The organism is Shewanella loihica PV-4 (assembly GCF_000016065.1).
In the GTDB taxonomy this organism is placed as follows: Bacteria; Pseudomonadota; Gammaproteobacteria; order Enterobacterales; family Shewanellaceae; genus Shewanella; species Shewanella loihica.
In genome coordinates this window covers 2522963-2548563 of the sequence record NC_009092.1, presented here as the reverse complement: position 1 = coordinate 2548563, position 25601 = coordinate 2522963, and the positions used below count along the sequence as shown (strand labels likewise).

General features: G+C 52.2%; 19 protein-coding genes. 12 read left to right on the top strand and 7 right to left on the bottom strand.

What is annotated here, in order from left to right:
• The first annotated feature begins 152 nt into the window (after positions 1-152).
• Together fadD and rnd are read left to right on the top strand one after the other, a co-directional pair.
• Positions 153-1826, top strand: a complete 1674-nt coding sequence (fadD, locus tag SHEW_RS11345) for a long-chain-fatty-acid--CoA ligase FadD (protein WP_011865986.1) — start codon at positions 153-155, stop codon at positions 1824-1826.
• A 90-nt stretch (positions 1827-1916) separates the two neighbouring features.
• Entirely contained in the window at positions 1917-3023 is a 1107-nt protein-coding gene (rnd, locus tag SHEW_RS11340) for a ribonuclease D (protein ID WP_011865985.1), read from the top strand.
• Positions 3024-3132: 109 nt separating this feature from the next.
• Here rnd and minE read toward each other — a convergent pair whose 3' ends face one another.
• Genes minE through minC form a run of 3 tightly spaced genes read right to left on the bottom strand, consistent with a single transcriptional unit; the run spans position 3133 to position 4895 of the window.
• Positions 3133-3393 carry a cell division topological specificity factor MinE gene (gene minE, locus SHEW_RS11335; RefSeq protein ID WP_011865984.1) on the bottom strand — a complete coding sequence of 87 codons (261 nt, stop codon included), beginning with the start codon at positions 3391-3393 and terminating at the stop codon, positions 3133-3135.
• 2 nt (positions 3394-3395) lie between these two features.
• Positions 3396-4205: a septum site-determining protein MinD gene (gene minD, locus SHEW_RS11330; RefSeq protein ID WP_011865983.1), complete on the bottom strand. Its 810-nt coding sequence runs from the start codon at positions 4203-4205 to the stop codon at positions 3396-3398.
• Between the two features lie 24 nt (positions 4206-4229).
• The gene (gene minC / locus SHEW_RS11325; RefSeq protein WP_011865982.1) at positions 4230-4895 is read right to left on the bottom strand and encodes a septum site-determining protein MinC; all 666 of its coding nucleotides are present in this window, start codon (positions 4893-4895) and stop codon (positions 4230-4232) included.
• A gap of 126 nt (positions 4896-5021) precedes the next feature.
• Between minC and SHEW_RS11320 the strand changes: the two genes are divergently transcribed.
• The 7 genes from SHEW_RS11320 (at position 5022) to SHEW_RS11290 (ending at position 10886) form a co-directional block, all read left to right on the top strand.
• A complete protein-coding gene (locus SHEW_RS11320) occupies positions 5022-5303 on the top strand; it encodes a YcgL domain-containing protein (protein ID WP_011865981.1) in 282 nt (93 codons plus the stop codon).
• 335 nt (positions 5304-5638) lie between these two features.
• On the top strand, positions 5639-6577 hold the full coding sequence (locus SHEW_RS11315; RefSeq protein ID WP_049766522.1) for a lytic murein transglycosylase: 939 nt from the start codon (positions 5639-5641) through the stop codon (positions 6575-6577).
• A 114-nt stretch (positions 6578-6691) separates the two neighbouring features.
• Positions 6692-7132, top strand: coding sequence for a YcgN family cysteine cluster protein (locus SHEW_RS11310; RefSeq protein ID WP_041406638.1), 441 nt, complete (start codon positions 6692-6694; stop codon positions 7130-7132).
• A gap of 1152 nt (positions 7133-8284) precedes the next feature.
• Entirely contained in the window at positions 8285-8857 is a 573-nt protein-coding gene (locus tag SHEW_RS11305; RefSeq protein ID WP_011865978.1) for a DUF6932 family protein, read from the top strand.
• Positions 8847-9764 (top strand): hypothetical protein, encoded by a 918-nt coding sequence (locus SHEW_RS11300; RefSeq protein WP_011865977.1) that lies wholly within the window; start codon positions 8847-8849, stop codon positions 9762-9764. The genes SHEW_RS11305 and SHEW_RS11300 overlap by 11 nt, the downstream gene beginning before the upstream one ends.
• Before the next feature lie 148 nt (positions 9765-9912).
• The gene (locus SHEW_RS11295; protein WP_011865976.1) at positions 9913-10158 is read left to right on the top strand and encodes a hypothetical protein; all 246 of its coding nucleotides are present in this window, start codon (positions 9913-9915) and stop codon (positions 10156-10158) included.
• 131 nt (positions 10159-10289) lie between these two features.
• Complete coding sequence (locus SHEW_RS11290) at positions 10290-10886, top strand: hypothetical protein (RefSeq protein ID WP_011865975.1); 597 nt, start codon at positions 10290-10292, stop codon at positions 10884-10886.
• Positions 10887-11798: 912 nt separating this feature from the next.
• Here the strand turns inward: SHEW_RS11290 and dsbB are convergent.
• Together dsbB and nhaB are read right to left on the bottom strand one after the other, a co-directional pair.
• Positions 11799-12314 carry a disulfide bond formation protein DsbB gene (gene dsbB, locus SHEW_RS11285; protein ID WP_011865974.1) on the bottom strand — a complete coding sequence of 172 codons (516 nt, stop codon included), beginning with the start codon at positions 12312-12314 and terminating at the stop codon, positions 11799-11801.
• Between the two features lie 87 nt (positions 12315-12401).
• On the bottom strand, positions 12402-13997 hold the full coding sequence (gene nhaB, locus SHEW_RS11280; protein ID WP_011865973.1) for a sodium/proton antiporter NhaB: 1596 nt from the start codon (positions 13995-13997) through the stop codon (positions 12402-12404).
• A 298-nt stretch (positions 13998-14295) separates the two neighbouring features.
• Here nhaB and fadR point away from each other — a divergent pair, with 298 nt between their 5' ends.
• Complete coding sequence (gene fadR / locus SHEW_RS11275) at positions 14296-15057, top strand: fatty acid metabolism transcriptional regulator FadR (protein ID WP_011865972.1); 762 nt, start codon at positions 14296-14298, stop codon at positions 15055-15057.
• Positions 15058-15146: 89 nt separating this feature from the next.
• Here the strand turns inward: fadR and tamB are convergent, their stop codons facing one another.
• Together tamB and SHEW_RS11265 are read right to left on the bottom strand one after the other, a co-directional pair.
• On the bottom strand, positions 15147-19046 hold the full coding sequence (gene tamB, locus SHEW_RS11270) for an autotransporter assembly complex protein TamB (protein WP_011865971.1): 3900 nt from the start codon (positions 19044-19046) through the stop codon (positions 15147-15149).
• On the bottom strand, positions 19043-20833 hold the full coding sequence (locus SHEW_RS11265) for an autotransporter assembly complex protein TamA (RefSeq protein WP_150100045.1): 1791 nt from the start codon (positions 20831-20833) through the stop codon (positions 19043-19045). The genes tamB and SHEW_RS11265 overlap by 4 nt, the downstream gene beginning before the upstream one ends.
• Positions 20834-21062: 229 nt before the next feature.
• Here SHEW_RS11265 and SHEW_RS11260 point away from each other — a divergent pair, with 229 nt between their 5' ends.
• Together SHEW_RS11260 and SHEW_RS11255 are read left to right on the top strand one after the other, a co-directional pair.
• The gene (locus tag SHEW_RS11260; protein WP_049766578.1) at positions 21063-22070 is read left to right on the top strand and encodes an isoaspartyl peptidase/L-asparaginase family protein; all 1008 of its coding nucleotides are present in this window, start codon (positions 21063-21065) and stop codon (positions 22068-22070) included.
• A gap of 424 nt (positions 22071-22494) precedes the next feature.
• Positions 22495-25332: an ExeM/NucH family extracellular endonuclease gene (locus SHEW_RS11255; RefSeq protein ID WP_011865968.1), complete on the top strand. Its 2838-nt coding sequence runs from the start codon at positions 22495-22497 to the stop codon at positions 25330-25332.
• Positions 25333-25601 lie beyond the last annotated feature (269 nt).

The following is a 25601-nucleotide window of genomic DNA, read 5'->3' as shown; positions in this document are numbered from 1 at the left end:
TAATTGTGTGATGATGTTCAAAATTAAAACGCCCGTATGATTTTTCGGGTGTTACCTACAATATTTATAAGTCAGTGTTTAGTTTCTGTTTTTGAAACCTTAAGTGAATGGCCTCATTCACCTAACTCTGCCTGGGGATTTAGGAGAGACTCGTGGAACAGCTTTGGACGAAAAATTTACCCCATGATGTGCCCGCTATTATCGATGCAAAGCAATACAGCTCGCTGATCGACCTGTTTGAAAGCTCGGTAGCCAAGTATGCCGATCAGCCCGCCTTTGTGAACATGGGCGCGACGCTGACCTATCGAAAACTCGAAGAGCGCAGCCGTGCCTTTGCGGCTTATCTGCAAAACGAACTCAAGCTGCAGAAGGGCGATCGCGTGGCGATCATGATGCCTAACCTGCTGCAGTACCCCATCGCCCTGTTTGGCATATTGCGTGCCGGTATGGTGGTGGTCAACGTGAACCCTCTGTATACCCCAAGAGAGTTGAAGCATCAGCTCAACGACTCGGGTGCCAAGGCGATCGTCGTGGTATCTAACTTTGCCAACACCCTGGAGCAGGTGGTGGAGCAGACGCCGGTGAAGAGCGTGATCCTCACAGGTCTTGGCGACTTGCTCAGCGCGCCTAAGCGCACCCTAGTGAACTTTGTAGTCAAGTACATCAAGAAGATGGTGCCTAAGTATCATCTGCCACATGCCATCTCTATGCGTCAGTCGCTCTCTAAGGGACGCCGCCTGCAGTATGTGAAGCCGACTATCAAGGGGGACGATATCGCCTTCTTGCAATACACCGGCGGCACCACAGGTGTATCTAAGGGCGCTATGTTGACCCATGGCAATATCGTCAGCAACCTGCTGCAGGCCGACGCGGCCTATTCGCCGCTGCTCGCCGATGGTAAGGAGTTTGTGGTTACCGCACTGCCCCTGTATCACATCTTCGCCCTGACGGTGAACTGCCTCTTGTTCCTCCATAAAGGCGCGAACAACCTGCTGATCACTAACCCAAGGGATATCCCGGCATTCGTGTCTGAGTTGAAGAAGCATCCATTCACGGCGCTCACCGGGGTGAACACCCTGTTTAATGCTCTGGTTAGCTCAGAAGAGTTTAAGACCTTGGATTTCTCCAACCTTAAGCTCTCTATCGGTGGCGGTATGGCGGTGCAGCGCGCCGTGGCCGATAAGTGGCAGGGGATCACCAAGACGCGTCTACTGGAAGGTTACGGTCTGACCGAGGCCTCGCCGCTGCTGACCTGCTGCCCCTATAACCTGGAGGGCTACAACGGCTCTATCGGCTTCCCGGTTGCCAATACCGACATGCAGGTGCGTGACGAGGAGGGCAATGTGCTGCCTCAGGGCGAGACCGGCGAGCTGTTTGCCAAGGGCCCTCAGGTGATGAAAGGCTACTGGCAGCGCCCCGAAGAGACGGCCAAGGTGATCGATAAGGATGGCTACCTGGCCACCGGCGATATCGGTTACATGGATGAGCAAGGCTTCTTCTTTATCGTGGATCGCAAGAAGGATATGATCTTGGTTTCTGGCTTTAACGTCTTCCCCAACGAGGTGGAAGAGGTGGTTGCCCTGCATCCTAAGGTGCTGGAAGTCGCCGCCGTCGGCGTTCCCCATGAGGTGAGCGGCGAGCTGGTGAAGGTATTTGTGGTACCAAAAGACAAATCTTTGACCGAAGAGCAGGTGATCAAGCACTGTCGTCATCATTTGACGGGATATAAAATTCCTAAGCTGGTAGAATTCAGGGATGAGCTACCTAAGAGCAACGTGGGCAAGATCTTACGCCGCGAGTTGCGTGACGAAGCCAAATCGGCCTAGTTATATAGGAAACCACCCGTTGTAGGTGACTCAAAGCCGGCATTATGCCGGCTTTTGTGTTCACCGAGCCATAGCATTTGGAGATGAGATTTGACCTTTCAATATGTAGAGGATGATGCCAGCCTAACAGAGTTGGTGGACAAGTATCGTCAGGCTAAGGTCCTGATGTTGGATACTGAATTCGTTCGCACCCGCACCTATTACGCCAAGCTGGGACTGATCCAGGTCTATGACGGCGAGACCCTGGCGCTGATCGATCCTGTTGCGGTAAGCGATCTCTCTGCATTTTGGGCCCTGCTGGAGCGCGACGATATGATAAGCGTGCTGCACTCTTGCAGCGAAGATCTCGAAGTCTTGGCTCGCTACGGTCGCTGTCAGCCTAAGGTGCTGTTCGACAGCCAGATCGCCGCCGCCTTCTGTGGTTGGGGTCATGGCATGGGCTACGCCAAGCTGGTGGAGCACTGCCTGGGCGTGCAGCTGGATAAGGGCGAGTCGCGCACCGACTGGATGAAACGTCCGCTCAGCGATGCCCAGCTGCAGTATGCGGCCAACGATGTGGATTATCTCTATCGGCTCTATCCTCAGCTGCTAGAAAAGCTGCAAGAGTCTGGCAGAATGCCTTGGCTGCTCGAAGAGGGTGAGCGCATGACCCAGGGGCGTCTGGAGAGCCCGGATGGGGACACCGCCTACCTCAAGGTGAAGAACGCCTTCCAGCTAAGCCCTAAGCAGCTGGCCTATCTGAAGGTGCTGGCCAAGTGGCGGTTGCAAAAGGCGCTGGACAGAGACTTAGCCCTGGGCTTCGTCATCAAAGATCACGCGCTGCTGGCGCTGGCCAAGAAGCAGCCTAAGAGTACGGGTGAGATCTTCAGGATGACAGAGCTGACCGAGCAGGAGAAGCGCCTGCATGCCAAGGCGATCATCGCCGAGATGGCCAAGGCGGATCTGGATAACCTGCCCGAGGCTATCGATGTGATCGCCCTGAAACCCGGCTATAAGTCGGCCTTTAAGGCGATCAAACAGGCGCTAACCCAGGTGGCGGAAACCCATCAGGTGCCGATGGAGCTGCTGGGCTCTAAGCGTCATATTCATGAGTACCTTCAATGGCGCTGGAACGATGGCCAGGGCGAGATGCCCTTGGTGTTACAGGGCTGGCGCGGTGAGCTGAGTAAGGACGCCTTGGCCGAGATAAGCTGCTAAGGCAGGATTATCCAACTTGCTAAACGCCAAACGGCGCCCATGAAAAAGCCCTCAATTGAGGGCTTTTCTGTATGCATATTCTGCCTATTGAATAAGACCTGCTAGTCGCCTATGGCTTTTCCGGCAGGGTTACGTTCAGTTCCAGTACCGACAGGTTGTCGTCGTTCTGATCCAGCTGCACCGATACCTGATCGCTGTCTATCTGCACATACTTGCGGATCACCTCGATGATCTCCTGCTTCATCGCCGGAAAGTAGTCTGGCGCATCACGCTCGCCGCGCTGATGGGCGACGATGATCTGCAATCTCTCCTTGGCGGTGGTTGCGGTCGTAGGCTCTTTTTTCGCTCTGAAGTAATCGAGTAAAGACATAATTAGCTACCAAATATCCTTTTCAAGAATCCTTTTTTCTCTTCGGTGACGAAACGCATCTCTACGTCTTCACCCGTTAGTCGTGCCACGGCGTCGCTGTAGGCCTTACCGGCATCGCTCTCTTGGTCGATGATCACAGGTACGCCCGAGTTAGAGGCCTTGAGTACGGCTTGCGACTCGGGTATCACCCCAAGTAGCGGAATGGCCAAGATCTCTTCTACGTCGGCCACGCTCAGCATCTCGCCGGTGGCGACGCGGGTAGGGGAGTAACGTGTCAGTAGCAGCAGCTCCTTGACCGGCTCAAGCCCCTCTTCGGCGCGTTTAGACTTGCTCTGCAACATGCCCAGGATACGGTCCGAGTCACGCACCGAGCTAACCTCAGGGTTGGTGGTGACGATCGCCGTGTCGGCAAAATAGAGCGCCATCATGGCGCCGGTTTCGATGCCCGCGGGTGAGTCGCAGATGATGTATTCGAACTCTTGCTTAAGCTCGTCCAGTACGCGGCCGACCCCTTCTTTGGTCAGGGCGTCTTTATCACGGGTCTGAGAGGCGGGCAGCACGAACAGGTTACTGGTGCGCTTGTCTTTGATCAGCGCCTGATTCAGGTTGGCTTCGCCGTTGATCACATTGACGAAGTCGTACACCACGCGGCGCTCACACCCCATGATGAGGTCCAGGTTACGCAGGCCGATATCGAAATCGACCACCACGGTTTTATGTCCTTTCAATGCCAGGCCGGTGGCAATGGCCGCACTCGAAGTGGTCTTGCCCACTCCACCCTTACCTGAGGTGACAACAATAATTTGTGCCATGTTTGTTTCTGTCCTTTTCAATTTCTATAGCGATAGTGCTTCGACGGTAAGGCTGTCGCCGTCTAGCCTGATGCAACCGCTCTTGATCGAGGCATGTGCCTGTAGATTCTCGGTTAACCAATATTGCCCGGCGATGGAGACCAGCTCGGCATCGATATTCTGGGCGATGATCACGGCATTCTTGTCGCCATTGGCACCCGCCATGGCCTTGCCTCTAAGACTACCGTATATGTGTATGCTGCCATCTGCAATCACTTCTGCGCCATTACCCACGGCGCCTATGATGATGAGATCGCCATTTTGCGCGTAAATCTGCTGCCCCGAGCGAATGTTCTGCTTCACTATCTTGGTGGTTTTCGGCAGCTGCGGCTGGGTCTGACTCTGTTTACCAGACTTGATCAGCGCAAGCCCCAAGGCCTTGGCCTGATTAGCGATAGCACTCGGCGCACCAGTGATCCCCACAATCACCAACTGCCTGGAGATCAAGAGATCTTTGAGGCCGGCGAGGTTGTAATCGGGGTCTGAGATGGCGCTGAGGTTAACCACCAGGGGCGCACCAAGAAAAAACTGCGGCGCGATGGCCAGTTTATCGTCGAGTTCGCGGGCGACCCCGTCGAGATCTGCATCGTTAATGTGCAGCACTGAAAGCGTAAATGAAGAGCCTTTTAATTCGAGGCTAGGTTTCTGCATTCCTAAACTTGCTCTTGATAAAATTAACCGGCCTGGGCCGGTTAGATATTATTATAATCCTTGCGCTCCATGTTATAGTGTGCGCAATTTGCTGGCAAGTTGAATAAACTGGAAATTTCACCCTATATGATCTGTGCTGTATATAAGAGTCGCTTAAAACCCGATAGCTATCTTTTTGTGGAGAAACGCAACGATTTCGAGCGTGTACCCGAGCCTCTGATGAAGATGTTTGGCACGCCAGAACTGGTGATGTTGCTGCCGCTAAACAAACGTGAACAGTTAGCCCTTGCCGATATCGAAAAAGTAAAAGTTGAACTAGCCGAGAAGGGGTATTATCTTCAATTACCACCACCGCCGGTTAACCTACTCGAAGAGTACAAGAAAGAGATAGGTTATAGCAGAGATTAGGGTCTGTTGACCTTTCCTGTTTGTTTTTGCAGCATTATGAAGGGGATTTATACAAGGCAGAGCTCGTGTGGTGTAGTTATTCTACACAAACGGGCGATAACGCAGTAGAAATTGTCTTCAAAAGCTGCCCGGAGGGTTCTTCTAAACGCGTCCTGCTCATTGTTGTGCGCAATTTACATAGCTGACTATGCTTTACTTGCTTACGCCGCGAGCAAAACGCGTTTAGACTGAACAAAAATTAAACCTGAAAGATAAACAGACCCTTGTCACCGATAGGAAAGTGCATGTTTTTGAAGAATGTTTTGCTAAGTGCTCTACTTGCAAATGGCTTGCTTTTGACCAGCCCCTTGCAAGCCCAAGAGTCAGCGCTCAGTTACGATCAATATCTCTCTGAGTTAAAGCAGCAAGCAGTCGAGCAGGGGATCGCCCAAGGCACCATAGACGCGGTTTTCGATCAGATAAAGCTGTTCAAGAAGGCGATGGTTAACGAACCCGCCGCCAATGGCCCGCAAAATGGCCCACAAAATCTGGATACCTATCTCCCAGAGCGGGTCAGCGAAGCCTTGGTTGAGCAGGCGAGAGGCCTGTATCGCGATAACAAGGCGCTTTTCGATCGTCTAGGTAAGGAATATGGCGTCCAGCCAAGGTTTATACTGGCCTACTGGGGCATAGCCTCGGCCTTCGATGCCAGCGACTATCCGGCGCTGACGGTGATCGCCTCCAACGCCTATCATAGCGATGGCCAGGATGCGGCGTTTCTCGCGGCGCTCAAGCTGATGGAGCGTGACCAACTTAGCTTCGACAGCCTCAAGAGCGATGCCTCCGGCCTGATGGGCTACCCCCACTTTACCCCCAAGCAACTGGCCAAATACGGCAAAGATGGTAATGGCGACGGTAAGGTGGATATCTGGCAGAACCTCGCCGATGCCTTCGCCACCACGGCAAATTATCTTAAGCAGCTCGGCTGGGATTATGATGGCACCTGGGGACGCCAGGTGAAATCCCCTAGCGAACTGCCCAAGGATCTGGTGGGGCTAGAGGTACACAAAGGCTTTGACCAGTGGCAGGCGCTTGGCGTAAGGCGCTTCAATGGCAGCGACCTGCCATCACGCAAAGACATGCAGGTGTCGCTGATAAGGCCCGATGGCAAAGGCGGTCGCAGCTATCTGGTGTATGACAACTACCGAGTACTGCGACAGACCCAGGCGTCGGATCATCTGACCCTGGCTGTGACCTACCTGTCAGAAAGAATTAAGTATCCTGAGATAAAATAGGCTACTCGAGACGCCGAGCCGGTTTAAGCTGGCTTGGCGCCTAAGCACTCCGCCAACTCTTGAGCATTGAAATATATGGCGTTTAAAGAGTTGGCCCTTGAAAGAATTGTAAAGATGTCGTTTTGGAAAGAGAAAACCCTCGCAGAGTTGAGTGCCCAGGAATGGGAATCGCTGTGCGATGGCTGTGGTAAGTGTTGCCTCAACAAGATCATCGACGATGAAACCGATGAGCTCTACTACACCAACGCCGCCTGTAAGCTGCTCGATGCAAAGGCGTGTAATTGCATGCACTATGAGCAGCGTTTTACCTTCGTTCCCAGCTGCACTAAGGTGACGGTAGATAACATCGCCGAGCTCACCTGGCTGCCAGACAGCTGCGCCTACCGCCGCCTGTATCAGGGCCGGGACCTTCCCAGTTGGCATCCGCTGTTAACCGGCGACAAGACCAAGATGCATGAGCTGGGGATGTCGACCCGCAACAAGATAGTGAATGAGAACAAGGTGAGGTACCTTGAGGACCATATTGTTTTGTGGCCGCTGAAGGATTGTGACTAGTTCTTCACTCAACTAGTGAAAAGTGGTTTTAGTCTTTTTGATTTCAATCACTTTGCAGTAGCGTTAGTCATCAATGTTACTTATTGCCTGCGGCAGGCTCTTCGTGCAGGTGCTGCTGCGGCACGCTGTAAACCCCTCCCTGGGCGCTCTACGACAGCATCCCTGCTGTCGAAGGCCTCAGCCGCACCTGCACCAAGTTAATTGTCTCTTCGATTTAACCTTTCTGGTATCGGATGATGTTTGGGTTGGAGCGTCTATCAGTTTGGGTATTTGATGGGATTATGAAGGTCATACCTTCATGGCAACCTAACGCCTGCCCGGCGAGGGTTGTGCAAGCACTCTTTTGGCACGCCGCAAGCACGTCCGTGTGGGCTCTGCGAGATCATCTGACCTACATGGATGTAGGGAATGCCGAAAAATGTAGGGAACATTTTCGGCCCTGTCACCGAAGGCCACAGCCGTATCTACACTGGTTGTCTAACACTTCTTCGATTTAGCGTCATTGGGTGCCCAATGGGGCGGAACATTTGGCCACATTTGTATTTACAGAAGATTTGAAGGTCGCATCTTCATTGCAATCTATCACCTGCGGTGGGCTTATGTGCAGATACATCTGCTACACGCCGTAAATCCATCCTTGGAGGCTCGACGATGGCATCCCTGCCATCGACGTCCGCAGATGCATCTACACTCGATATTTAACGTTTCTTCGATTTGGCTTTGTCTGTTACTCATTGATACAAGCTATTATTCCTAAAGAAAAATTTCACGAAAGTGTGAAATGAGATGTTGAATCTCAGCTACAAAACAGATTAAAGTATCACCAATCAAGGACAGAGCTAGGCCAACTCGAATCAAACATCGATCACGCCATTCAGGGAATGAAAAAGCCAACCAATATGTGCCAATCAAATCCCTTAAAAAGTTAACTCTGCCCCCATTTATTTCTAATAGAAAGCGGTAAAGGTCTCGTCTTTTTTTATATGTTAGGTCCCACTTTGTTTTAAGGTGAGTTACTTTATTTCTGATAATTTGATGCTGTTTTTGCTGTAAGTTTCATGTATTTAAAATAATTTAGGTGCGTGAGGTGATAGTTATTACATATTCGGCATTCTCGTTAGTAAGCGTTATAGATTTTAAAGGAGATGGAATTTGATTCCAAAGTTTGAAGAGTCAGGAGTGCTTCCTCCTTTTGTTGGTGATGGTCCAACAAAACCAGCAAATCAAGCTCCTTACAAAGTTTCTTTGGAAGCTTTTGTTGAGCACTTTGCTACAAGTAAGGAAAGAACTGAAATTCTTTTAGGCTTTCTTCGATACCGTTCAAAGTTAAAAAGCTTAGGCGTTACAAATGGCTTTCAATGGCTTGATGGAAGCTTTGTAGAGAATGTGGAGAAAACGAGAGGCAGAGCACCAAATGATATTGATTTGGTAACGTTCGCCCATAGACCTAAAGGCTTCAGTCTTGAGGACTGGAAGGGTTTTGTGCAAAGCAATTTAGATTTATTCTCCCCTGAAATGGCAAAAGCGTCTTACAAGTGTGATGCTTACTTTGCTGACTTAGATTTGCCTTCCAAAGCCATTGTATCTCATACAAAATATTGGTTCGGTCTATTTTCACATCAACGAGAAACTAGTTTGTGGAAAGGAATGCTAGAAGTAGATCTTTCCTATAATGAAACAGAGGTTCTTCAAAAGTTGGTAAGTGGAGGTTACGATGCCTCGTAAATTGAAATTGAATAGCTTAACGTCCGACAAATACGCGGTAGAACAACTCCTATCTGAAGCTATTGAGTATGGAGATGTCGTCGGAGAGTTACAATATCGAGAAAAGTTAGAAAAACTAAATTCAGAAATTTTACTGCTTAAAAATGCTAACGAAACCCATGCCAGTGTTGCATTATTTTTTGGTGGTGAACCTGTACTAGGCTCTCAAGGTATACTTGCTAGTTTTGCTGGTAATGTATTAGATAATTTTCAAGAATTAATCAATAAGGCGTTTGCAAGTAAAGAAAATGGCAGTCTTGGTGAGCGTGGAAAAATTCCACTAAAAGCTAACTCAAACCTCATGGTCACGCAGGTAGCTAAAGGATCATTTGGCTTTATTCTTGATGAGATTTCAGATCAACTAGAAATTACAGAAACAGCGCTAAAGCATACAGTGGACGATGTTTTAGAGTTAATTGATGCATCAGCTCAACCGAATGAAGAAAAATTTGAGAAATTAATCGAATCTTTAGATAAGCGGGTACTACAGTCACTAAAGGACTTTTTTATTACTCTAGATAAAGCACATTCAACAATGCGCCTAGTTGGTGATGAGCTGGAGTACTGTTTTGATTCAAGCTTCATTCACCGAGCAAGACAAAGAACCGAAGCAACGGAAATCGACGAGGATGAAGAGCTAGTGAGACTAAAGGTGTTAGGTCTGCTTCCTGAACACTGTAAGTTTGAGGCTTCAACTAGCGAAGGGAAAATTATCTATGGATCAACAACTAGATTAGCGGCCGAACAATTTAGTTCAGACCTAATAGGTAAACTAGTCAGTGTTAACTTAATGACCAAGTCTATAAAACCACTTCATCGTCCAGAGAGAGTAGTCTATAAGTTATTAGAATTTATCGATAAAAATTGATAACAATACATTTAACAGCGATTCCCAACACTTGGCATTTTTGTTTCTGCGTTGGGTTTTGTGTTCATCGTGCGATGGGGTAGGCTGGGTGCTAAAGTTGCTTACGCTGAATGTGGCGTTATGGGGTAATCGAGTTATGGAGAAGTCGATGAATATGGAAAAATGGAAGCAAGTACGTGCCAAGGGCAAAGCTAGGTTTATCTGGATGAATGGTTTTTTATTTTGGGGCGTTTCTACTGCAGTGCTATGGTCAACTTTGATGCAGTTGTTTCAGCCACAAGAACCTATTTGGGTTAGACCGCTTGTCGCTATTATTGTTTTTCCAGTTGGCGGTTTAATTTGGAGCAATTGGCTTTGGTACTTCTCAGAGCGCAAGTATCGTAAAAAGGCATAATAAGCCAATTAAAGCTGGAATTATAAATCTTGGCTCAATTTTTGCTTTGCTAAACAGTATAGCCAGGTATTATCAGCCCATTATTGTGGTATTAGCCACTACTTAATTAACTAGAACTAAGGAGGGTTCTAATGAAAAATATTTTTGCTCTATTGTGTTGTATAGTTTTCTATTCTCCTCAGTTAAAAGCTGATGAATCTTGGGATTTCATCCAAATTTCCTGTAATAAAGATTTGTCATACTTTTCTCTTAATACGTTTCAGGTATGGAACCCTAGCTATGAAGGCATGGAAAAGGATTCAAAAATTGTAACGGCACATGAGCTACAAAAAAGTCCTTTTATATGCGATTTAACAAAAGACGTTACTGTTGAAGTAAAAGGCTACTGTAAGTCTGGAGCTGGAGAGTGTGCTCCCGGTTTTGGACCCGCTGCAGAAGGTTTTGCTGTGTTTATAAATGGTAAAATATGGCCTTTAAAGTCTGGATACCCACCCTCAAAGAAAGAATATCTAGGATGGATTGAATACACCCAGTACAGAAATTGGTCTGTATCAAACAACATTGGGCTTACGGTCAAAACATACGATAATGGAAAAGGCTATGTGATTAATGCACGGCATTGCAGAATAGAAGATAAAGTGGCACCAATGTACTCTGATATAGATACCGATAAAATGGAGTATGAAAGTTTAAAGTCGTATTGTGCAAGGTACAGATTTTCATCTTAATGATTTGGTTACAAAACAAGTATTTAAAAGTGAAGCCAACAGGTGGAATTTTTGTCTCCGTGTTAGGGTTTGTGCTTATCGTAGATGACTTAGGCTAGGGGGTATCATTACTCACACTGAATGTGGCGTTTAGCCTATTTATCTTAGTTTTCAAACATAGTAGCCCCTCATTCTTAAGTAGGGGCTTGTACCTCTAATCTCTGTCTTATCTTCTTTTCATTACCAATGCCGCCAAATCGAAGAGACGTTAGACATCCGGTGCAGATACGCCGGTGAGCTTCCGAAACAGGGATGTTTCGGCAGAGCCTAAAGGGATTTATTCACGGCGTCTCACAGGCGTATCTGCACAACCCCCGCCGGGCAGGCGATAGGTTGCAGTGAAGGCATGCTTCAAGACCCCCTTAACAGATGACTTTGTAGGTTGTCGTTATACAGCCGAATCGAAATTCCCAAATCTATATTTGAAAACGAAAGCCTTTGGCTATAACTCAATAGAACGTTTGATAAGCTACTCATCATCAATGCCGCCAAATCGAAGAGACGATAGATACCGGGTGTAGATACGCCGGTGAGCTTCCGAAACAGGGATGTTTCGGCAGAGCCTATAGGGATATGTTCAAACAACATCCCTGTTTAAATGCCAGTTCGGCATCCATGCCTCTCGTTCGTGAGCACGAAGCGGTGCTTCACTCACCGTCTCACAGGTGTATCTGCACAACCCCCGCCGGGCAGGCGTTAGGTTGCAGTGAAGGTACGACTTAAGACGTTCTTGGTAAGTAGCTATGGAGCTTGGCACTACTTAAGCGGATTCAAGGCAGATGAGTTGATATTCGACACGCGTGGCTAGGCGATAGCTAGCCACAAAAAAACGCCCATTAAGGGCGTTTCTTATAAGCGATAACCTAAACGCAATTAGGCTTTCTTAGTCGGCATTAATGCCGGAACAATAAACACCACCAGGGCTATCAGGTAGGTGCTGAAGGCCACCACCATCCACTGTGACATGGTGATGCCAAACATCTCCCAGGGGATGTCGGTGCACATGCCCGTCGGCAGGAAGACAGAAGGGAACCACTCGTGTAGCGGCATCCATTCTGGAAATTCCGGCAGAAAGGAGCAGGTGGAGAAGGGCGATGGGTTGGTCTGCATCTCGACCAGTTCCAGTGCCAGCTTGAGGCCCCAGGCGGCGCTAACGCCCCACAGGAGTACGCCGAGGAAACGCAGCAGGCGGAATTGATGGCCAACCACGCCGATGAGGCCGGCGGTGAGTACGCCGAGTACCGCTAAGCGCTGATAGATACACATGACGCAGGGGTCGAGTTTCATCACGTGTTGAAAGAAGAGGGCACAAGCTTCCAGGCCTACGGCTGTGAGTAGCAGTAGAGTCCAGGCTAAACGAGACTGTGCAAATCGGGTCAGGGCACTCAACGATATTCTCCTATAAAAAAACGCCTCTAACTGCTAGAGGCGTTTTTAAGACTTTACGAAACTAGATAAGTTCAGTCAATCAACAAATTAGTGTCCGGTGACTGCGCCCTTGGCCGCTTCCGCCACCGAGTGGTGGATCAGCATATGGGAATCGTAGAAGTATTGGGTCATCTCGCCCAGGAATCCTGTCTCGATGGCTAGGATGCCCACGATAGACAAGACGATAGTGTAGGGCAGCGCCATCCACACCATGCGACCGTAGGAGAGCCTGATCAATGGGGCAATCGCCGAGGTCAGCAGGAACAGGAAGGCTGCCTGACCGTTAGGGGTTGCCACAGATGGCAGGTTGGTACCCGTGTTGATGGCCACCGCCAGCAGGTCGAACTGATCGCGGGTGATCTGGCCATCTAACAGCGCGGCTTTCACCTCGTTGATATAGACGGTACCCACGAACACGTTATCACTCACCATAGAGAGTAGGCCGTTGGCGATATAGAAGATCACCAGCTGAGTGTTACCCTCGTAGCTCAGTGCCCACTGGATCACAGGGGCGAACAGTTGCTGGTCGATGATCACGCCCACGATGGCGAAGAAGACTGCCAGCAGCGCGGTGAAGGGCAGTGCCTCTTCGAAGGCCTTGCCCAGGGCGTGCTCGTTAGTGACGCCGTTAAAGGCGGTGGTCAGGATGATCACCGACAGACCGATAAGACCCACTGAGGCCAGGTGGAAGGCCAGGCCGACGATCAGCCATACACCCACAAACGCCTGGATAACCAGCTTGATCTTGTCATGCTTGGTGCGGTGCGCATCTTCATAAGAGGCGTAATCGGACAGGATCTTGTGTACCGCCTCTGGTAGCTGTTGGCCATAGCCAAACCACTTAAACTTCTCCACCAGGAAACAGGTGGCGATACCCGAGATGAACACAGGCACTGTGACCGGGCCCATGCGCAGGGCAAACTCACCGAACTGCCAGTTGGCCTGGGCGGCGATGATCAGGTTTTGCGGCTCACCCACCATGGTGCACACACCACCCAATGCGGTACCAATACCGGCATGCATCAGCAGGTTACGCAGGAAGCCACGAAACGCCTCCAGCTCATCTTCACACAGGGAATGCCCTTCACCATGGCTGTCCGAGGTGTGGTCATGATCGTCGGTAAAACTTTTGCCAGAGGCCACCTTGTGGTAGATGGAGTAGAAACCTACGGCCACGGCGATGATAACGGCGATTACCGTCAGCGCATCGAGGAAGGCAGACAGGAAGGCCGAGGCGATACAGAACATCAAGGAGACCACTACCTTAGAGCGGATCTTGGTGATCATCTTGGTGAACACGAACAGCAGCAGCTGTTTCATGAAGTAGATGCCGGCCACCATGAAGATCAATAGCAGTAGTACCTCAAGGTTGGCTTCTATCTCATGTAGCACCTGACTAGGCGAGGTCATGCCTATGATGACGGCTTCGATGGCCAGCAGACCACCGGGTTGTAGGGGATAACATTTCAGCGCCATTGCCAGCGTGAAGATGAACTCGACTACCAGTAACCATCCGGCGACGAATGGGTTGAGGTAGAAGACGATCGGGTTGATCACTAAGAATGATAAAATTGCGATTTTGAACCACTTAGGAGAATTTCCTAAGAAATTGTCAATAAACGCCTGACTCATGGTCACAGGCATGGCATCCTCTCATCTATATAATTATTTTTTGACAGAAAGTTAACGAACTGTCCGCTGTTCAATTCAGTGTATCCTAATGATATGTAGAATTTAATACCTTTATGGTCCCCATTGCCCAAAAACAGACATTAACTGCAATCTATATCACAAGCTTGTTGATGTGGTGTGTATTTTGCTCATTAATGAGATCTGAGTCCTTGATCTTATCCAGTAATGTTACGGATTAGGTTTCCATTTTTTACCGCTCTGGTATGATCAGTTCCCAAGATAACTTTGAATAAATTGGAATAGTGGCCTGATGACAACTGTCCCCCAAGTACCTGTAGCGCCTAAAGACAAAGATATTATTGAAGCGAAAGGTCCTGCGAGCTTTGCCGAAAAGTATATTGTTCGTTCGATTTGGGAGGGAAAGTTTCCACCCGGTTCCATTCTTCCTGCCGAGCGAGAACTGTCTGAACTGATTGGCGTGACACGTACGACGCTGCGTGAAGTGCTGCAGCGCCTCGCCCGTGACGGCTGGTTGACCATTCAACACGGTAAGCCGACACGAGTTAACGATATCTGGGAAACCTCGGGTCTGAACGTGCTGGAAACCATCGCCGATCTTAACCCTGCCGGTGAACCTGTGCTGCTGGAGCAGCTTTTATCTGCCCGCACCAACATCAGTGCCATCTATTTTAAGGGCGCCGTGCGTTACAACCCAGACAAGGTGCTTGAGGCGTTAGCGCCACTGGCCACCCTGAAAGATGATGCCAAGGCTTTTATCGAGTTCGATTACCAACTGCATCACACCCTGGCGTACCATTCCGGTAACCCTCTGTATGTGTTGATCCTCAACGGTTTCAAGGGCCTCTATAGCCGTGTGGGTGAAGAGTACTTTGCCATTGAGAAGGCCCGTGAGCTGGCGCTGGACTTCTATCAGGCGCTCGAAGCCCTGGCCAAAGATCACAACCACAACGACGTGCCTGTATTGATGCGTAGCTACGGCATCAACAGCGGCAAGGTGTGGCAGCGTTACAAGGCGAATCTGATGCAGTCGGCCGAGGCGAGCAAGGCTTAAGCGCCAGCCGCAAAACCCTTTGATAAAAAAGCCGCTCATTGAAGCGGCTTTTTTTATGGCGTCTTTTTATCTGGTAGTTTCTCGCGGCACTAATCGATATCGAAGTTGTAGTAGATATCCAGGGTCTTGGAGATGGTGCCCGAGACGCTCTCCAGATAGAGCTGGGACATCAGGTAGTAGCGCACCGTCATCTCATAGCCTGGGTTGAACACCCCCACACCATATTTGACCATGAGATCTTCGCCGATAAAGCCACTGATGGCGACCTTGCCTTCGTCGTTGGCGTCGAACTGCACGTTGGAGATGCCGAACTTCTCTATGATGCCGGAGGCTGAGCTGCCAAGATTGCTAAAGGCGTTATCCCCCAGCTGATTGCCCAGGGTGAGGGCGGCGCCCATCATCAGGGCATTGTTCTGATCTGAGCTTGAGTTATTCAGCCCTGTGCCCTTGATGATGTAGGAGAGGATCTCCGCCTGCTCCTTGGCGGGATTGGAGAAGAGGGTGACCACAGGTTTTAGCGGCGTGCCGGTAATGCGTACCCCGGCGACCACATCTTCATCCTTGATCTCGCGGATCGCCTCGATATTCAGGTTAGGCACCGCCATGGGGCCGATAAACTGCACTTCGCCCGCCTTGATCGACAGTGTCTGACCCATAAATTTGTAGTTACCGTTAACCACCTTGATGTCGCCATAGAGCAGCGGCGGCTTAAAGGCGGCCTGGCGCAGCTCCAGGGTACCGACTAACATGCCTCTGAGCCCCATGCCGTCTATGGTGAGCTTGTCGCCTACCTTGACCGCTATCTGGCTGGTGACGGCAATGGGATCTTTTACTTGGGCTTGACTGGCCAAACTGTCATTGAACACCACATCGCTGGACTCGGCCACGCCGCCCTCGGGCAGCTGCACGATTTTGATATGGCCAGAGGGCACATCCAGCTTGCCGCGAATATCCAGGTGCTTATCGCTAAAGCTGATGTCGAGATCCGGTGACACATCCAGTATCGCCAGTGGCGGCTGAATGATGGCCAGCTTGTCGCCGCTAAAATTAAGATCGCCCTTGAGGCCCTCTTGCCAGCCAATCACACCATCTACCTTGGCCTTGCCATCGCCCATGGTCCACTGACCCTTCACCTGACCCGTCTGCCCCAGCAGGGTGAGTTTGAGCTTGATGTTATCTAACAGGGTCGGGTTGGCGGCCGCTGCCAGTTGGCCGTCGTTGAGATCTACCGTGCCGCTGAGATCTGGTTCATTCAGCGTACCCCCCAAGATGATGGCGCTTGAGACCTTACCGTCGAGCACCTCAAGCTGAGGCGTAAAGTCGGCCAGGGCATGCAGGTCGATATCTTTAAGATCTATCTTACCGCTCAGCCTGTGCTCTGGGTCGGTACTTATGGTGAGCTGACTGTCTATCTTGGCGAAACGCTCTGATTCCAGCTGAGTGTCGATGGCCAGTTGCAGCTCATCCAGGCGAGCCGTGAGGTTGAGGTAATGGTACTGGGCCTCGATATGACGCTTGGTGGTGGTGAGATCAAACTGTCCCGGCGCCATGGCCAGTGTCAGCTGACCTGTGGGCTTGGCGCCCTTGGCCCATTGCAGCTCGCCATCTAGTTGAGTCGGCCCCCTCCATTTGAGGTTTTCCGGCAGCACGGGTGCCAGCAGGGCGCCGAGATCGCCGGCAAATTGCAATCGGGTATCGCCCTTGTCGCCAAGCTCGGCAGTGTCGGTGAGGCACAGGCTGGCGGCGTCATGGCGCCAACAGAAGGGGGAGATCTCGCCTTTGGCGTGCTTGTTATCCCAATAGAGGTCGAAGGGTTCATCCAGCGCCATGGCGCCGAGGCGAGAATTGAGGCTGATGCGCTTTATCTTGGCGTCGAAGCGCTGGGTTTTCTCGTCGAAGGTAGAGGCGATAGAGGTGTTTAGCTGCAGGTCACCATAGGTCTGCAGGCCCAGTTTCTGTTTGGCGATATCCCCCTTGAAGCCCAAGGTGAGGTCGCTCAGCGCCATGCCTTGCCCCTTGATACCCGAAGATTTTAGCGACAGGGCAAATTGGTGCGCATCCTGGGGGCGGTAGAAGGCGATAAGCTTGGCCTTGTCTACCGTGATATCGGCGTACTTAAACTCTATGGTGTCGGCGTTGATGGCCACTTCCGGGTGCTCGTCATCGCCCGAGACGTTGATCACCGCCTTGATGGCGCCGCTGGCGCTCGGATCCCACAGGCTCAGGGCAGGCACGCTCAGCTGGCCATCCAGCGCCCAGGCATCATCTACCCGTCCAGAGAGGGTGAGCTGCGACTCAAGGGCGTCGAGTTGCAGATGCTCGGCGTTAAGCTGGAACTTATCGTTCAGGGAGATATCCCCCTGAAGTCTCAGGGGATATTGATCCACCTGGCCTTGGAGATCCGCCTGGCTGATGCCTACTGACCACTGCTTGTCGCTGAAGCGTCCCTGACTATGCAGGCTGCCGCTTATCTGAGTTTCGGGCAGGGGCTTGTCTGGCATCACATCCAGCTGGGCAAGATCTAGGTCTTGGGTGTCGGCCTCGAGCTGCCAGCTAATCGCCTCGCCGTAACCCAGCTTGCCCTTAAGATCCAACTTGCCCATCTCGCTGTCGACGGAAAGCGCAGCCACCTCGACGTTTTGGTCTTGATGGGTCAACTGGGTGTTCAGGCTTAACCAGGGATGATAAGGCGTCTTAAGCTCACCCGTCAGTTTGAGACTTTGGGACGCTAGGCTGCCGCTCGATTCAAGGGTCAATGCCTTGGCCTCATATTGCGCCTGGGCAAGTGGCCACATCAGGTGCCGGCTGGAAAGCGTCATCTCGTAGGGCATTGCAGGCGTGCTCAGATTCCCTTTGGCGTCGAGATCCAGCTCGAGGTGACCCTCGCCCTTAAGCTTGACGGCAAGGGCCGAGAAACCGCCGTTGATCTCGGCGTTCAGGCGCTGGTTCTTGAGTTCCGGCAGCTCGCTGATCTTGTTGGCATTAAACTCCGCCTCGAGATGCAGCGCCATGGGATAGTCTTGAGTCAGGCTCATCTCGCCATCGAGGCGCGCCTTACCATAGTCATGACTGAAGGCCAGGCTATCGACGGTGATCTTATAGCCAAGGTAACTGCCGGCCAGATCGATAGCGGCAAATTTGTCTATGCGCTCGCCGAGCCTGAGCTCGCTGTCAACCAGATGCGCGCCATCGACGAAGATGGGCATGGGGATCTCAACCTCGGGCAACTGACTCAAGGGCCAGCTCGCCTGTGCGTCTTGCCGGTCATTTTTTGCCTGGATTGGCTGAGTACCATCTTCGCTCTGCCCAAGGGGAATCGAGACCAATAGTCCGCTGCTGTCGAGCCGATTGACCCTCAGGCCTGTCTCTAACCAGCTGGCCTTGGCCGCGAGCTGCTCGGCATTAAACTGCATCTCATTGACCCGCACCCTAATCTGATTGAGGTCGCTCTGGTTGAGTATGATGCCGATAGGCAGGGTGAGCGGGCCATGCTCGCTTGTTTCGTCAATAGCAGCTTTCTCCTTGAGAGCAGCGTCTGGCGATGATGCGGTGAGCAGGTCTGTATCGATATCGACCCGCACCGCATCGGCGCCCAGCGAGTCGACACACACCTGGCGCTGCAACAGACACAGGGGGCGCCAGTTGAGGCTAAGCCCCTCTGTTTCGACCTCTATGCCCGTCATCTGCCACTTAGCGTGTTCCAGTTGCAGCTGACCATTGAGGGTACCGCCGCCATAGCTCAGGCTTAAGTCCGGCACCAAGAGATCGGCGAGGTTGACCGCGATGCGACTGCCAAAGGGGGTGCCTATCAAGATGGCCAGCAGGATGAGCAGGGCCAGTGGCAGATAGAGCAGCACCCGAACAAGGTTACGCAGCCAGCAGAGCAGGCGGTATAGCAAAGATCTTGGCGGCGCTTCGCCGCCCTGCGCCGATAGCGGCTGTTCCTGGGTCATCTGCCCTTGGTCGATTCCATCTGGCCGCTCTATCATAGCTCGGCCCCCATGGTGATATGGATGCGCCAGCTGCGATCAACTGTCTCTGTTTCCTTCAGGCCGACACCCAGGTCGAGCTTGATGGGGCCGATGGGAGAGATCCAGTGGACACCGCCGCCCACAGAGACGATAGGCTCGAACTGCTGATTGTCGAAGGCGTTACCGGCATCGACGAAGGTGGCAAGGCGCCATGTGGGGGTGAGATAGTACTGATACTCCAGGCTGCCGACCATCAGGTAGCGGCCACCCACCACCATGCGGGCCAGCTGATCTTGGCTGTTGGTATATTCGATATAGGGGCCAAGCTCCTGGTAGCTATAGCCGCGGATGCTCTGATCGCCGCCGGCAAAGTAGCGCAGCGAAGGGGGCACCATGGGCAGATCCTCTTCGCTCACCAGATTGGCGCCCAGATCCAGCCGGGAGACAAACCTGTGCTTGTCAAAGAAGGTGTCTATCCACTTAAACTTGGCCTGTAGCCGGGTCAGACGCAGATCTGAGCCAAGACTCGGGTCGGCATGCTCCAGGCTGTAATACTGGAAGAAGCCCGACTTGGGATCCAGACTCTTATCGCCCCTGTTGGTCTTGGACAGGCTGGTGCCGAGCAGCAAGATGTCGGGATTATATTTGATATCCGACTGGGTATACTCTTCGTTGATGGCATCTAACGAATAGGTAAACAGCCATTGATTATGCAGGCGTTTTTGCCTGACGACACCCACGAGTTTCTTGACCGACTCCAGCTCACCTGTGTTGCGATAGTCGCGCTTATCGGGATCGTAGATCTGGGTCACCCCATATTTGTCCCTCAGCAGGCCGAGACGTAGCTTGAGCTGATCGTCCAGCGGATGGGTGAGGGGAATGGTATAGGTGGTCAGAAACTTAGGCCTGTCCGGCGACCATTCCAGACTGGTCTCCTGGGAGTGGCCATAGCGATTGATCTGCGGCGTGCGCCAGGTGACTCTGACCCTAGGCTCTATGTTGTTGTCGATGGAGTTGCCTATGTCGGCGCCCAGACCCAGCTCGATGGAGTGGCTGGGTTTAGGCGTTACCTCTACCCGAATCGGCACCCTGTCATCCTGCATCTTGTCCAGCTGCGGCAGCACCTTGATATTGGTGAAGTAGCCGGTATCTACCAGCTCACGATTGAGGGCGCCTATCTTACCCGTGCTGTAGTGGGAATCTGGCTCAAAGGGGATCAGCTTGTCGAGAAAGCCGGGCACCAGGTCGTGACCATTGAAGCTGACTTCGCCGATGCGATAGCGCGGGCCCGAGTCGTAGTGCAGGCTGATCTGCGCGCTGTCGAGATCCCGGTTGACCACTATCTTATTGGTCAGATATTTGCCCTCGAAGTAACCTCTGGCCAAGGCGTAGGTGAGTAGCTGCGACTTGATCGCCTCATATTCGCCATGATTGAGCACGTCACCGGGTTTAACCTTTATCTGCCTTAGCCAGGCGTTTATCACCTCATCATCGAGGATCTCACCCGAGAGCTGAATATCTATCCACTGGATCACCGTCGGGGCGCCCGGGGTGACGGTGAGGCGGAGCGTCCAGGGGCCGGATTCCGGGCTCTCCAGCTGCTGGTCTATCTTGCCCTTGTAATAGCCAAGGGAGTGAAGCGCGGCCTCTATGTTCTCTTCGGCGTTGAAGATATAGGCACGGCGCTGCACCTCTGAGCCTGGCAGCGCGCCGAGGTGGGCGGTGATGTTGCGTTTAAGCGACTCATTCGCGCCGTCGACTTCGACCTTTAACCAGTCGTTTGCCCAGACGGGGGAGATACCCATGCTGAAGCTGAGTAGGGCGAGTATCGATAGCCGGGATAAGGTCGCAAAGATCCGCAAGAAAAAGGCTCTATCTAGTTGAAAAGTTTGTTGCTGTTTATTGTCGCAGATTATAGAGGCCAAGCAAGATGGTGATTGTAATTAATGATGAAAATCGGTACAAAGAAGGCAAACAATAACGAGGAAGCCTACCGTGAGAAGCACTATTACCCCCTCCCTACTGGCCGGCCTGATGGGCCTGTTGATCAGCACTAGCACTGTGGCCGAAACTCAGCCATTTTCCATCGCCATCCATGGCGGCGCCGGCACCATCTCTAAGGCCAATCTGACCGAGGCGCAGCAGCAAGCCTATCGCGACAAGTTAAAAGAGGCGGTGGATGCCGGCTATAAGGTGCTGGAGAAGGGGGGCGATAGCCTGACGGCGGTGACCACTGCCATCAATATTCTCGAAGACAGTCCGCTGTTTAATGCCGGTAAAGGCGCGGTTTACACCTATGACGGCACCCATGAGATGGACGCCTCCATCATGGATGGTCGCAACCTCAACGCCGGCGCCGTGGCCGGGGTGAAGCACATTAAGAACCCGATCAACCTGGCGCGTGCCGTGATGGACAAGTCGCCCCATGTGATGCTCTCGGGTCAGGGAGCAGAAGAATTCGCCCTGAGTCAGGACTTTAGCCTGGTTCCTGTGACCTATTTTGATACCGAAAGCCGCTATCAGCAGCTTATCGATGCTAAGGCCAAGCTGAAGGCGGCCGAGAGCAAGGAGGCGGGTAAGCCCGACTATCAGGCCTCGGTTAACTATCTGGATCTGGATTACAAGTTTGGTACCGTGGGCGCCGTGGCGCTGGATAAGCAAGGCAACCTGGCGGCCGGCACCTCGACCGGCGGCATGACGGTCAAGCGTTTCGGCCGTATCGGTGATTCGCCGGTGATCGGCGCCGGCACCTACGCCGAAAATCAGGTATGCGCCGTGTCGGCTACCGGTCATGGCGAGTATTTCATTCGCTACCATGTGGCGGGGGATATCTGCGCCAAGGTGAAATATCAACAAAAATCGATTCTGCAGGCGGCAGATGAGGTGATCAATCAGCGCCTGATCACCGCAGGTGGTACCGGCGGGGTGATTGCCATCGATCAGCGCGGCAACATCGCCACCCCATTTAACACCGAAGGCATGTACCGCGCGACCCGCAAGGGCGGCGAGCCGGCCAAGGTGATGATCTGGCAGGATAACTAAGCACATCCAACAATAAGCTATCCAAAGTATTGGCTTGTTTTGAAGCCGGGCCTGGGCATATAGCCCAGGATCTGGCTTTCGCTTCTATCTCTAATCTCTTATCTCTTATCTTTAAGCTCCTTATCTCGTTCTTCTTCACGTCCGCCTCTAAATCCGCCTACCTCTGTAAGCCTCTATTGAATGATTTCATCGAGGCGCTGATAAGAGAGGATTGTGCTGCAAAATCGCCCCTAATCTGTCAATTGCGCTTCACACCTAATGCATTAACTTTATGTAAAATTTGTAACCTCTTTGTCACTAAGCTGATTTATAGTGTGCGCTGGTCGAAGGATCAGCACCGCAGTAATTTGAGCGATAAGACTCGGATACTGTCTAGCACAGCACTAGTTAAACACTAGGTTAATGGATAATTTTAGGGGTTAATATGTTTACCAAAGCAAGCGCGCTTGCCTTGGCGATAGGTGGTGTCTCCACCTTTGCCCAGGCCGCAGACGATCTGATCATCTCTGAGTATGTAGAAGGCAGCAGCAACAATAAGGCCGTCGAATTCTACAATCCCACCGGCGCCGCCATCGATTTAAGTCAATATCAACTCGAGTTCTACTTTAACGGCAGCACCAGTGCAGGCTCTACCATAGCCCTTACCGGTAGCCTGGCCGCCGGCAAGACCTATGTTCTGGCCGACAACGATGCCGCCGCTGAGATCTTAGCGGTCGCCGACCAGCTAAGCACAGCCAGTTTCTTCAACGGTGACGACACCTTAGTGCTGCGCAAGCAGGGCCAGGTGATCGACAGCCTTGGTCAATTGGGCACAGATCCGGGGTCAGAGTGGGGCAGCGGCGATCTGTCGACCCAGAATAACACCCTGCGCCGGGATCCTAACCAGCTGATCGCCGATACTCAGCTCGACGATGCCGTGACCCTGGCCACCTGGACAGGGCATGCACAGGATGATTTTAGCGATCTCGGCCAGTTTGCCGGTCAGGGACCGACAGACCCAACCGATCCGACGGATCCTACCGAGCCACCGGTGGGCTTGGTTTGTCATGATCCGGCCACCAAGATCTCAGAACTGCAGGGCAGTGGCGATATCAGCCCGCTCAATGGTCAGAGTGTAATGGTCGAGGCGATCGTCACCAGCAACCAGGAAGCTGGGCTCAAGGGTCTGTTCCTGCAGATGGCCGATGCCGAGGCTGACGCTGACATCAACACCTCTGAGGGGGTCTTCGTTTATACCGGTGGTTCGCTGGGTTATCAGGCGGGCGATCGCGTGCGTCTGACCGCCATGGTCAAGGAGTACAACGGCCTGACCGAGCTGACCAATGTGAGCGAGCACGCCTTGTGTGACAGCGCTCAGGCTCTGCCGAGCGCCGCCGAGGTGAGCCTGCCGCTGGCCCAGAGCAGCGACCTCGAAGCAGTCGAAGGCATGCGCGTACACTTTACCCAGAACCTGGTGGTGAACGAGGTCTATAACCTGGGACGCTACGGCGAGATCTTGCTCGGTAGTAAGCGTCACTTCATCGGGACTCAGGTGGCCGAGCCTGGCAGCGAGGCGCTGGCGGTGAGTCAGGCCAACGCCTTAGACTCAGTGCTGCTGGACGATGGGTTAACCTCGCAAAATCCAGATCCTGTGCGTTACCCAGCACCTGGCCTGAGTGCCGACAATACTGTGCGTGTGGGTGACTCGATCACAGAGCTTCACGCCGTGATGCACTATGGCTTTGGCAAGTACCGTCTGATGCCAATTGATACGGTTAACTTCGTGGCGACCAACCCAAGAAGCAGCGAGCCAGCTTTGGCCGCCGGCGGTAACCTCAAGGTCGCCAGCTTCAACGTACTGAACTACTTTAACGGCGATGGCCTGGGCGGAGGCTTCCCGACGGATCGCGGCGCCGACACGCCAAGCGAATTTGCCCGTCAGCGCGCCAAGATCATCAGCGCCATGGTCAGCATAGACGCCGACATCTTCGGCCTGATGGAGATAGAAAACGACGGCTTTGGTACTGAGTCGGCCATCAATGACCTGGTGAGCGGTCTGAACCAGGCGGTGGGCGAGGCAAGATATCAATTTATCTCTGCGCCAACGCCAACCATAGGCACAGACGCCATTACCGTGGGCATGCTGTATCGTAGCGATCGCGTCAGGCCTGTGGGCGCGGCCAAGGTGCTTTCGAGCGCTAACTCGCCGCTGGATGAGCAGGGTGAGGTACTGTTTAACGATGGTAAGAACCGTCCGAGTCTGACCCAGGCCTTCGAGGTCTTGGTTGAAGATCAACAACTTGTGGTGGCGGTGAACCATCTTAAGTCTAAGGGCAGTGACTGCGTCAGCCTGGGTGACCCAGACCTCAACGATGGTCAGGGTAACTGTAACCTAACCCGTACCCGCGCGGCGACCGCCCTGGGGGCTTGGCTGGCCAGCGAGTATGGCGAGCTGCCGACCCTGGTGATTGGTGACATGAACGCCTATGCCAAGGAAGATCCAATCGATGCGCTACGTGGCGCCGGATACCTTGAGCTGTTCGACCATCTGGGCAAGTCGGGTGCATACTCCTATGTCTTCTCCGGTGAAACGGGGCAACTGGATCATGCACTGGCCAATACTCAGTTGGCCGACAGGGTTGTCGATGTGACCGAGTGGCATATCAATACCGACGAGCCAAGACTGCTGGATTACAACGAAGAGTTTAAGTCTGCCGGTCAGATTGAGTCGCTCTACAGCAGCGATGCCTATCGCTCTTCGGACCATGACCCTGTGGTGATCTCTTTGCTGCTCGAGCGTGAGACCATAGCGCCAGTTGCCAGCTTCAGCTATGAGCTGCAGGGCCGCACCCTGAGCCTGGTGAGCAGCGCCACGGACGAAGATGGCGAAATAGTCGATTATCAATGGGATCTTGGCAATGGTGAGACCGCCAGCGGCGAGCAGCTAAGCTATCGCTACGCCAAGGCCGGTGAGTACCCAGTGACCCTGACGGTAACCGACAACGATGGTCTGAGCCATAGCGTGACTCAGGTGGTGAAGGTACAGGTGAAGCAGCAAAAGCCTGTTGCCGTCATCGAGCATCTGGATCTCTGGTTTATGCATCTGTTTGTCTCGCTAAGCTATGACACAGACGGTGAGATAGTGTCGCAGTCGTGGAAGTTTAACAACGGCAGCAAGCAGACGGGTCCTGTGGCAATCAGTTTCGGTCACCGCGCCAGTAAGGTGAAGCTGACCGTTGAGGATAACGACGGCCTCAAGGGTAAGGCTAAGTTAAACTTCTAATGTTTAGCTAATTAGCTTGAAAAGGCCGCCCTAGGGTGGCCTTTTTTATGCTTAATTTATATCAAGTTCTATGTAATCTGATGATTTTAATGGTTAAAAAGCCATTTTGCGCTCAGCTAATAGCTAAAGGTTTCCATTGGGGCTGGGTTAGCTAAAAATGTTCTTAACAATAATCATTTCTATTATCATGACGTTGCCGCAAACCCACGCCAATAAAGGGCTAGCGCCATTTTGGCGCCTCTGGCTTGAGCTACAATTAGGTGCGAATC

Bases quoted from the DNA above. Each gene is read 5' to 3' on its own strand.
- minC (WP_011865982.1), bottom strand. From the start codon at position 4,895: ATGCAGAAACCTAGCCTCGAATTAAAAGGCTCTTCATTTACGCTTTCA.
- fadR (WP_011865972.1), top strand. From the start codon at position 14,296: ATGACAACTGTCCCCCAAGTACCTGTAGCGCCTAAAGACAAAGATATT.
- SHEW_RS11290 (WP_011865975.1), top strand. From the start codon at position 10,290: ATGAAAAATATTTTTGCTCTATTGTGTTGTATAGTTTTCTATTCTCCT.
- minE (WP_011865984.1), bottom strand. From the start codon at position 3,393: ATGTCTTTACTCGATTACTTCAGAGCGAAAAAAGAGCCTACGACCGCA.
- SHEW_RS11320 (WP_011865981.1), top strand. From the start codon at position 5,022: ATGATCTGTGCTGTATATAAGAGTCGCTTAAAACCCGATAGCTATCTT.
- nhaB (WP_011865973.1), bottom strand. From the start codon at position 13,997: ATGCCTGTGACCATGAGTCAGGCGTTTATTGACAATTTCTTAGGAAAT.
- SHEW_RS11295 (WP_011865976.1), top strand. From the start codon at position 9,913: ATGAATATGGAAAAATGGAAGCAAGTACGTGCCAAGGGCAAAGCTAGG.
- tamB (WP_011865971.1), bottom strand. From the start codon at position 19,046: ATGATAGAGCGGCCAGATGGAATCGACCAAGGGCAGATGACCCAGGAA.
- SHEW_RS11260 (WP_049766578.1), top strand. From the start codon at position 21,063: ATGGGCCTGTTGATCAGCACTAGCACTGTGGCCGAAACTCAGCCATTT.
- SHEW_RS11300 (WP_011865977.1), top strand. From the start codon at position 8,847: ATGCCTCGTAAATTGAAATTGAATAGCTTAACGTCCGACAAATACGCG.
- minD (WP_011865983.1), bottom strand. From the start codon at position 4,205: ATGGCACAAATTATTGTTGTCACCTCAGGTAAGGGTGGAGTGGGCAAG.
- SHEW_RS11255 (WP_011865968.1), top strand. From the start codon at position 22,495: ATGTTTACCAAAGCAAGCGCGCTTGCCTTGGCGATAGGTGGTGTCTCC.
- SHEW_RS11265 (WP_150100045.1), bottom strand. From the start codon at position 20,833: ATGGGTATCTCCCCCGTCTGGGCAAACGACTGGTTAAAGGTCGAAGTC.
- SHEW_RS11310 (WP_041406638.1), top strand. From the start codon at position 6,692: ATGTCGTTTTGGAAAGAGAAAACCCTCGCAGAGTTGAGTGCCCAGGAA.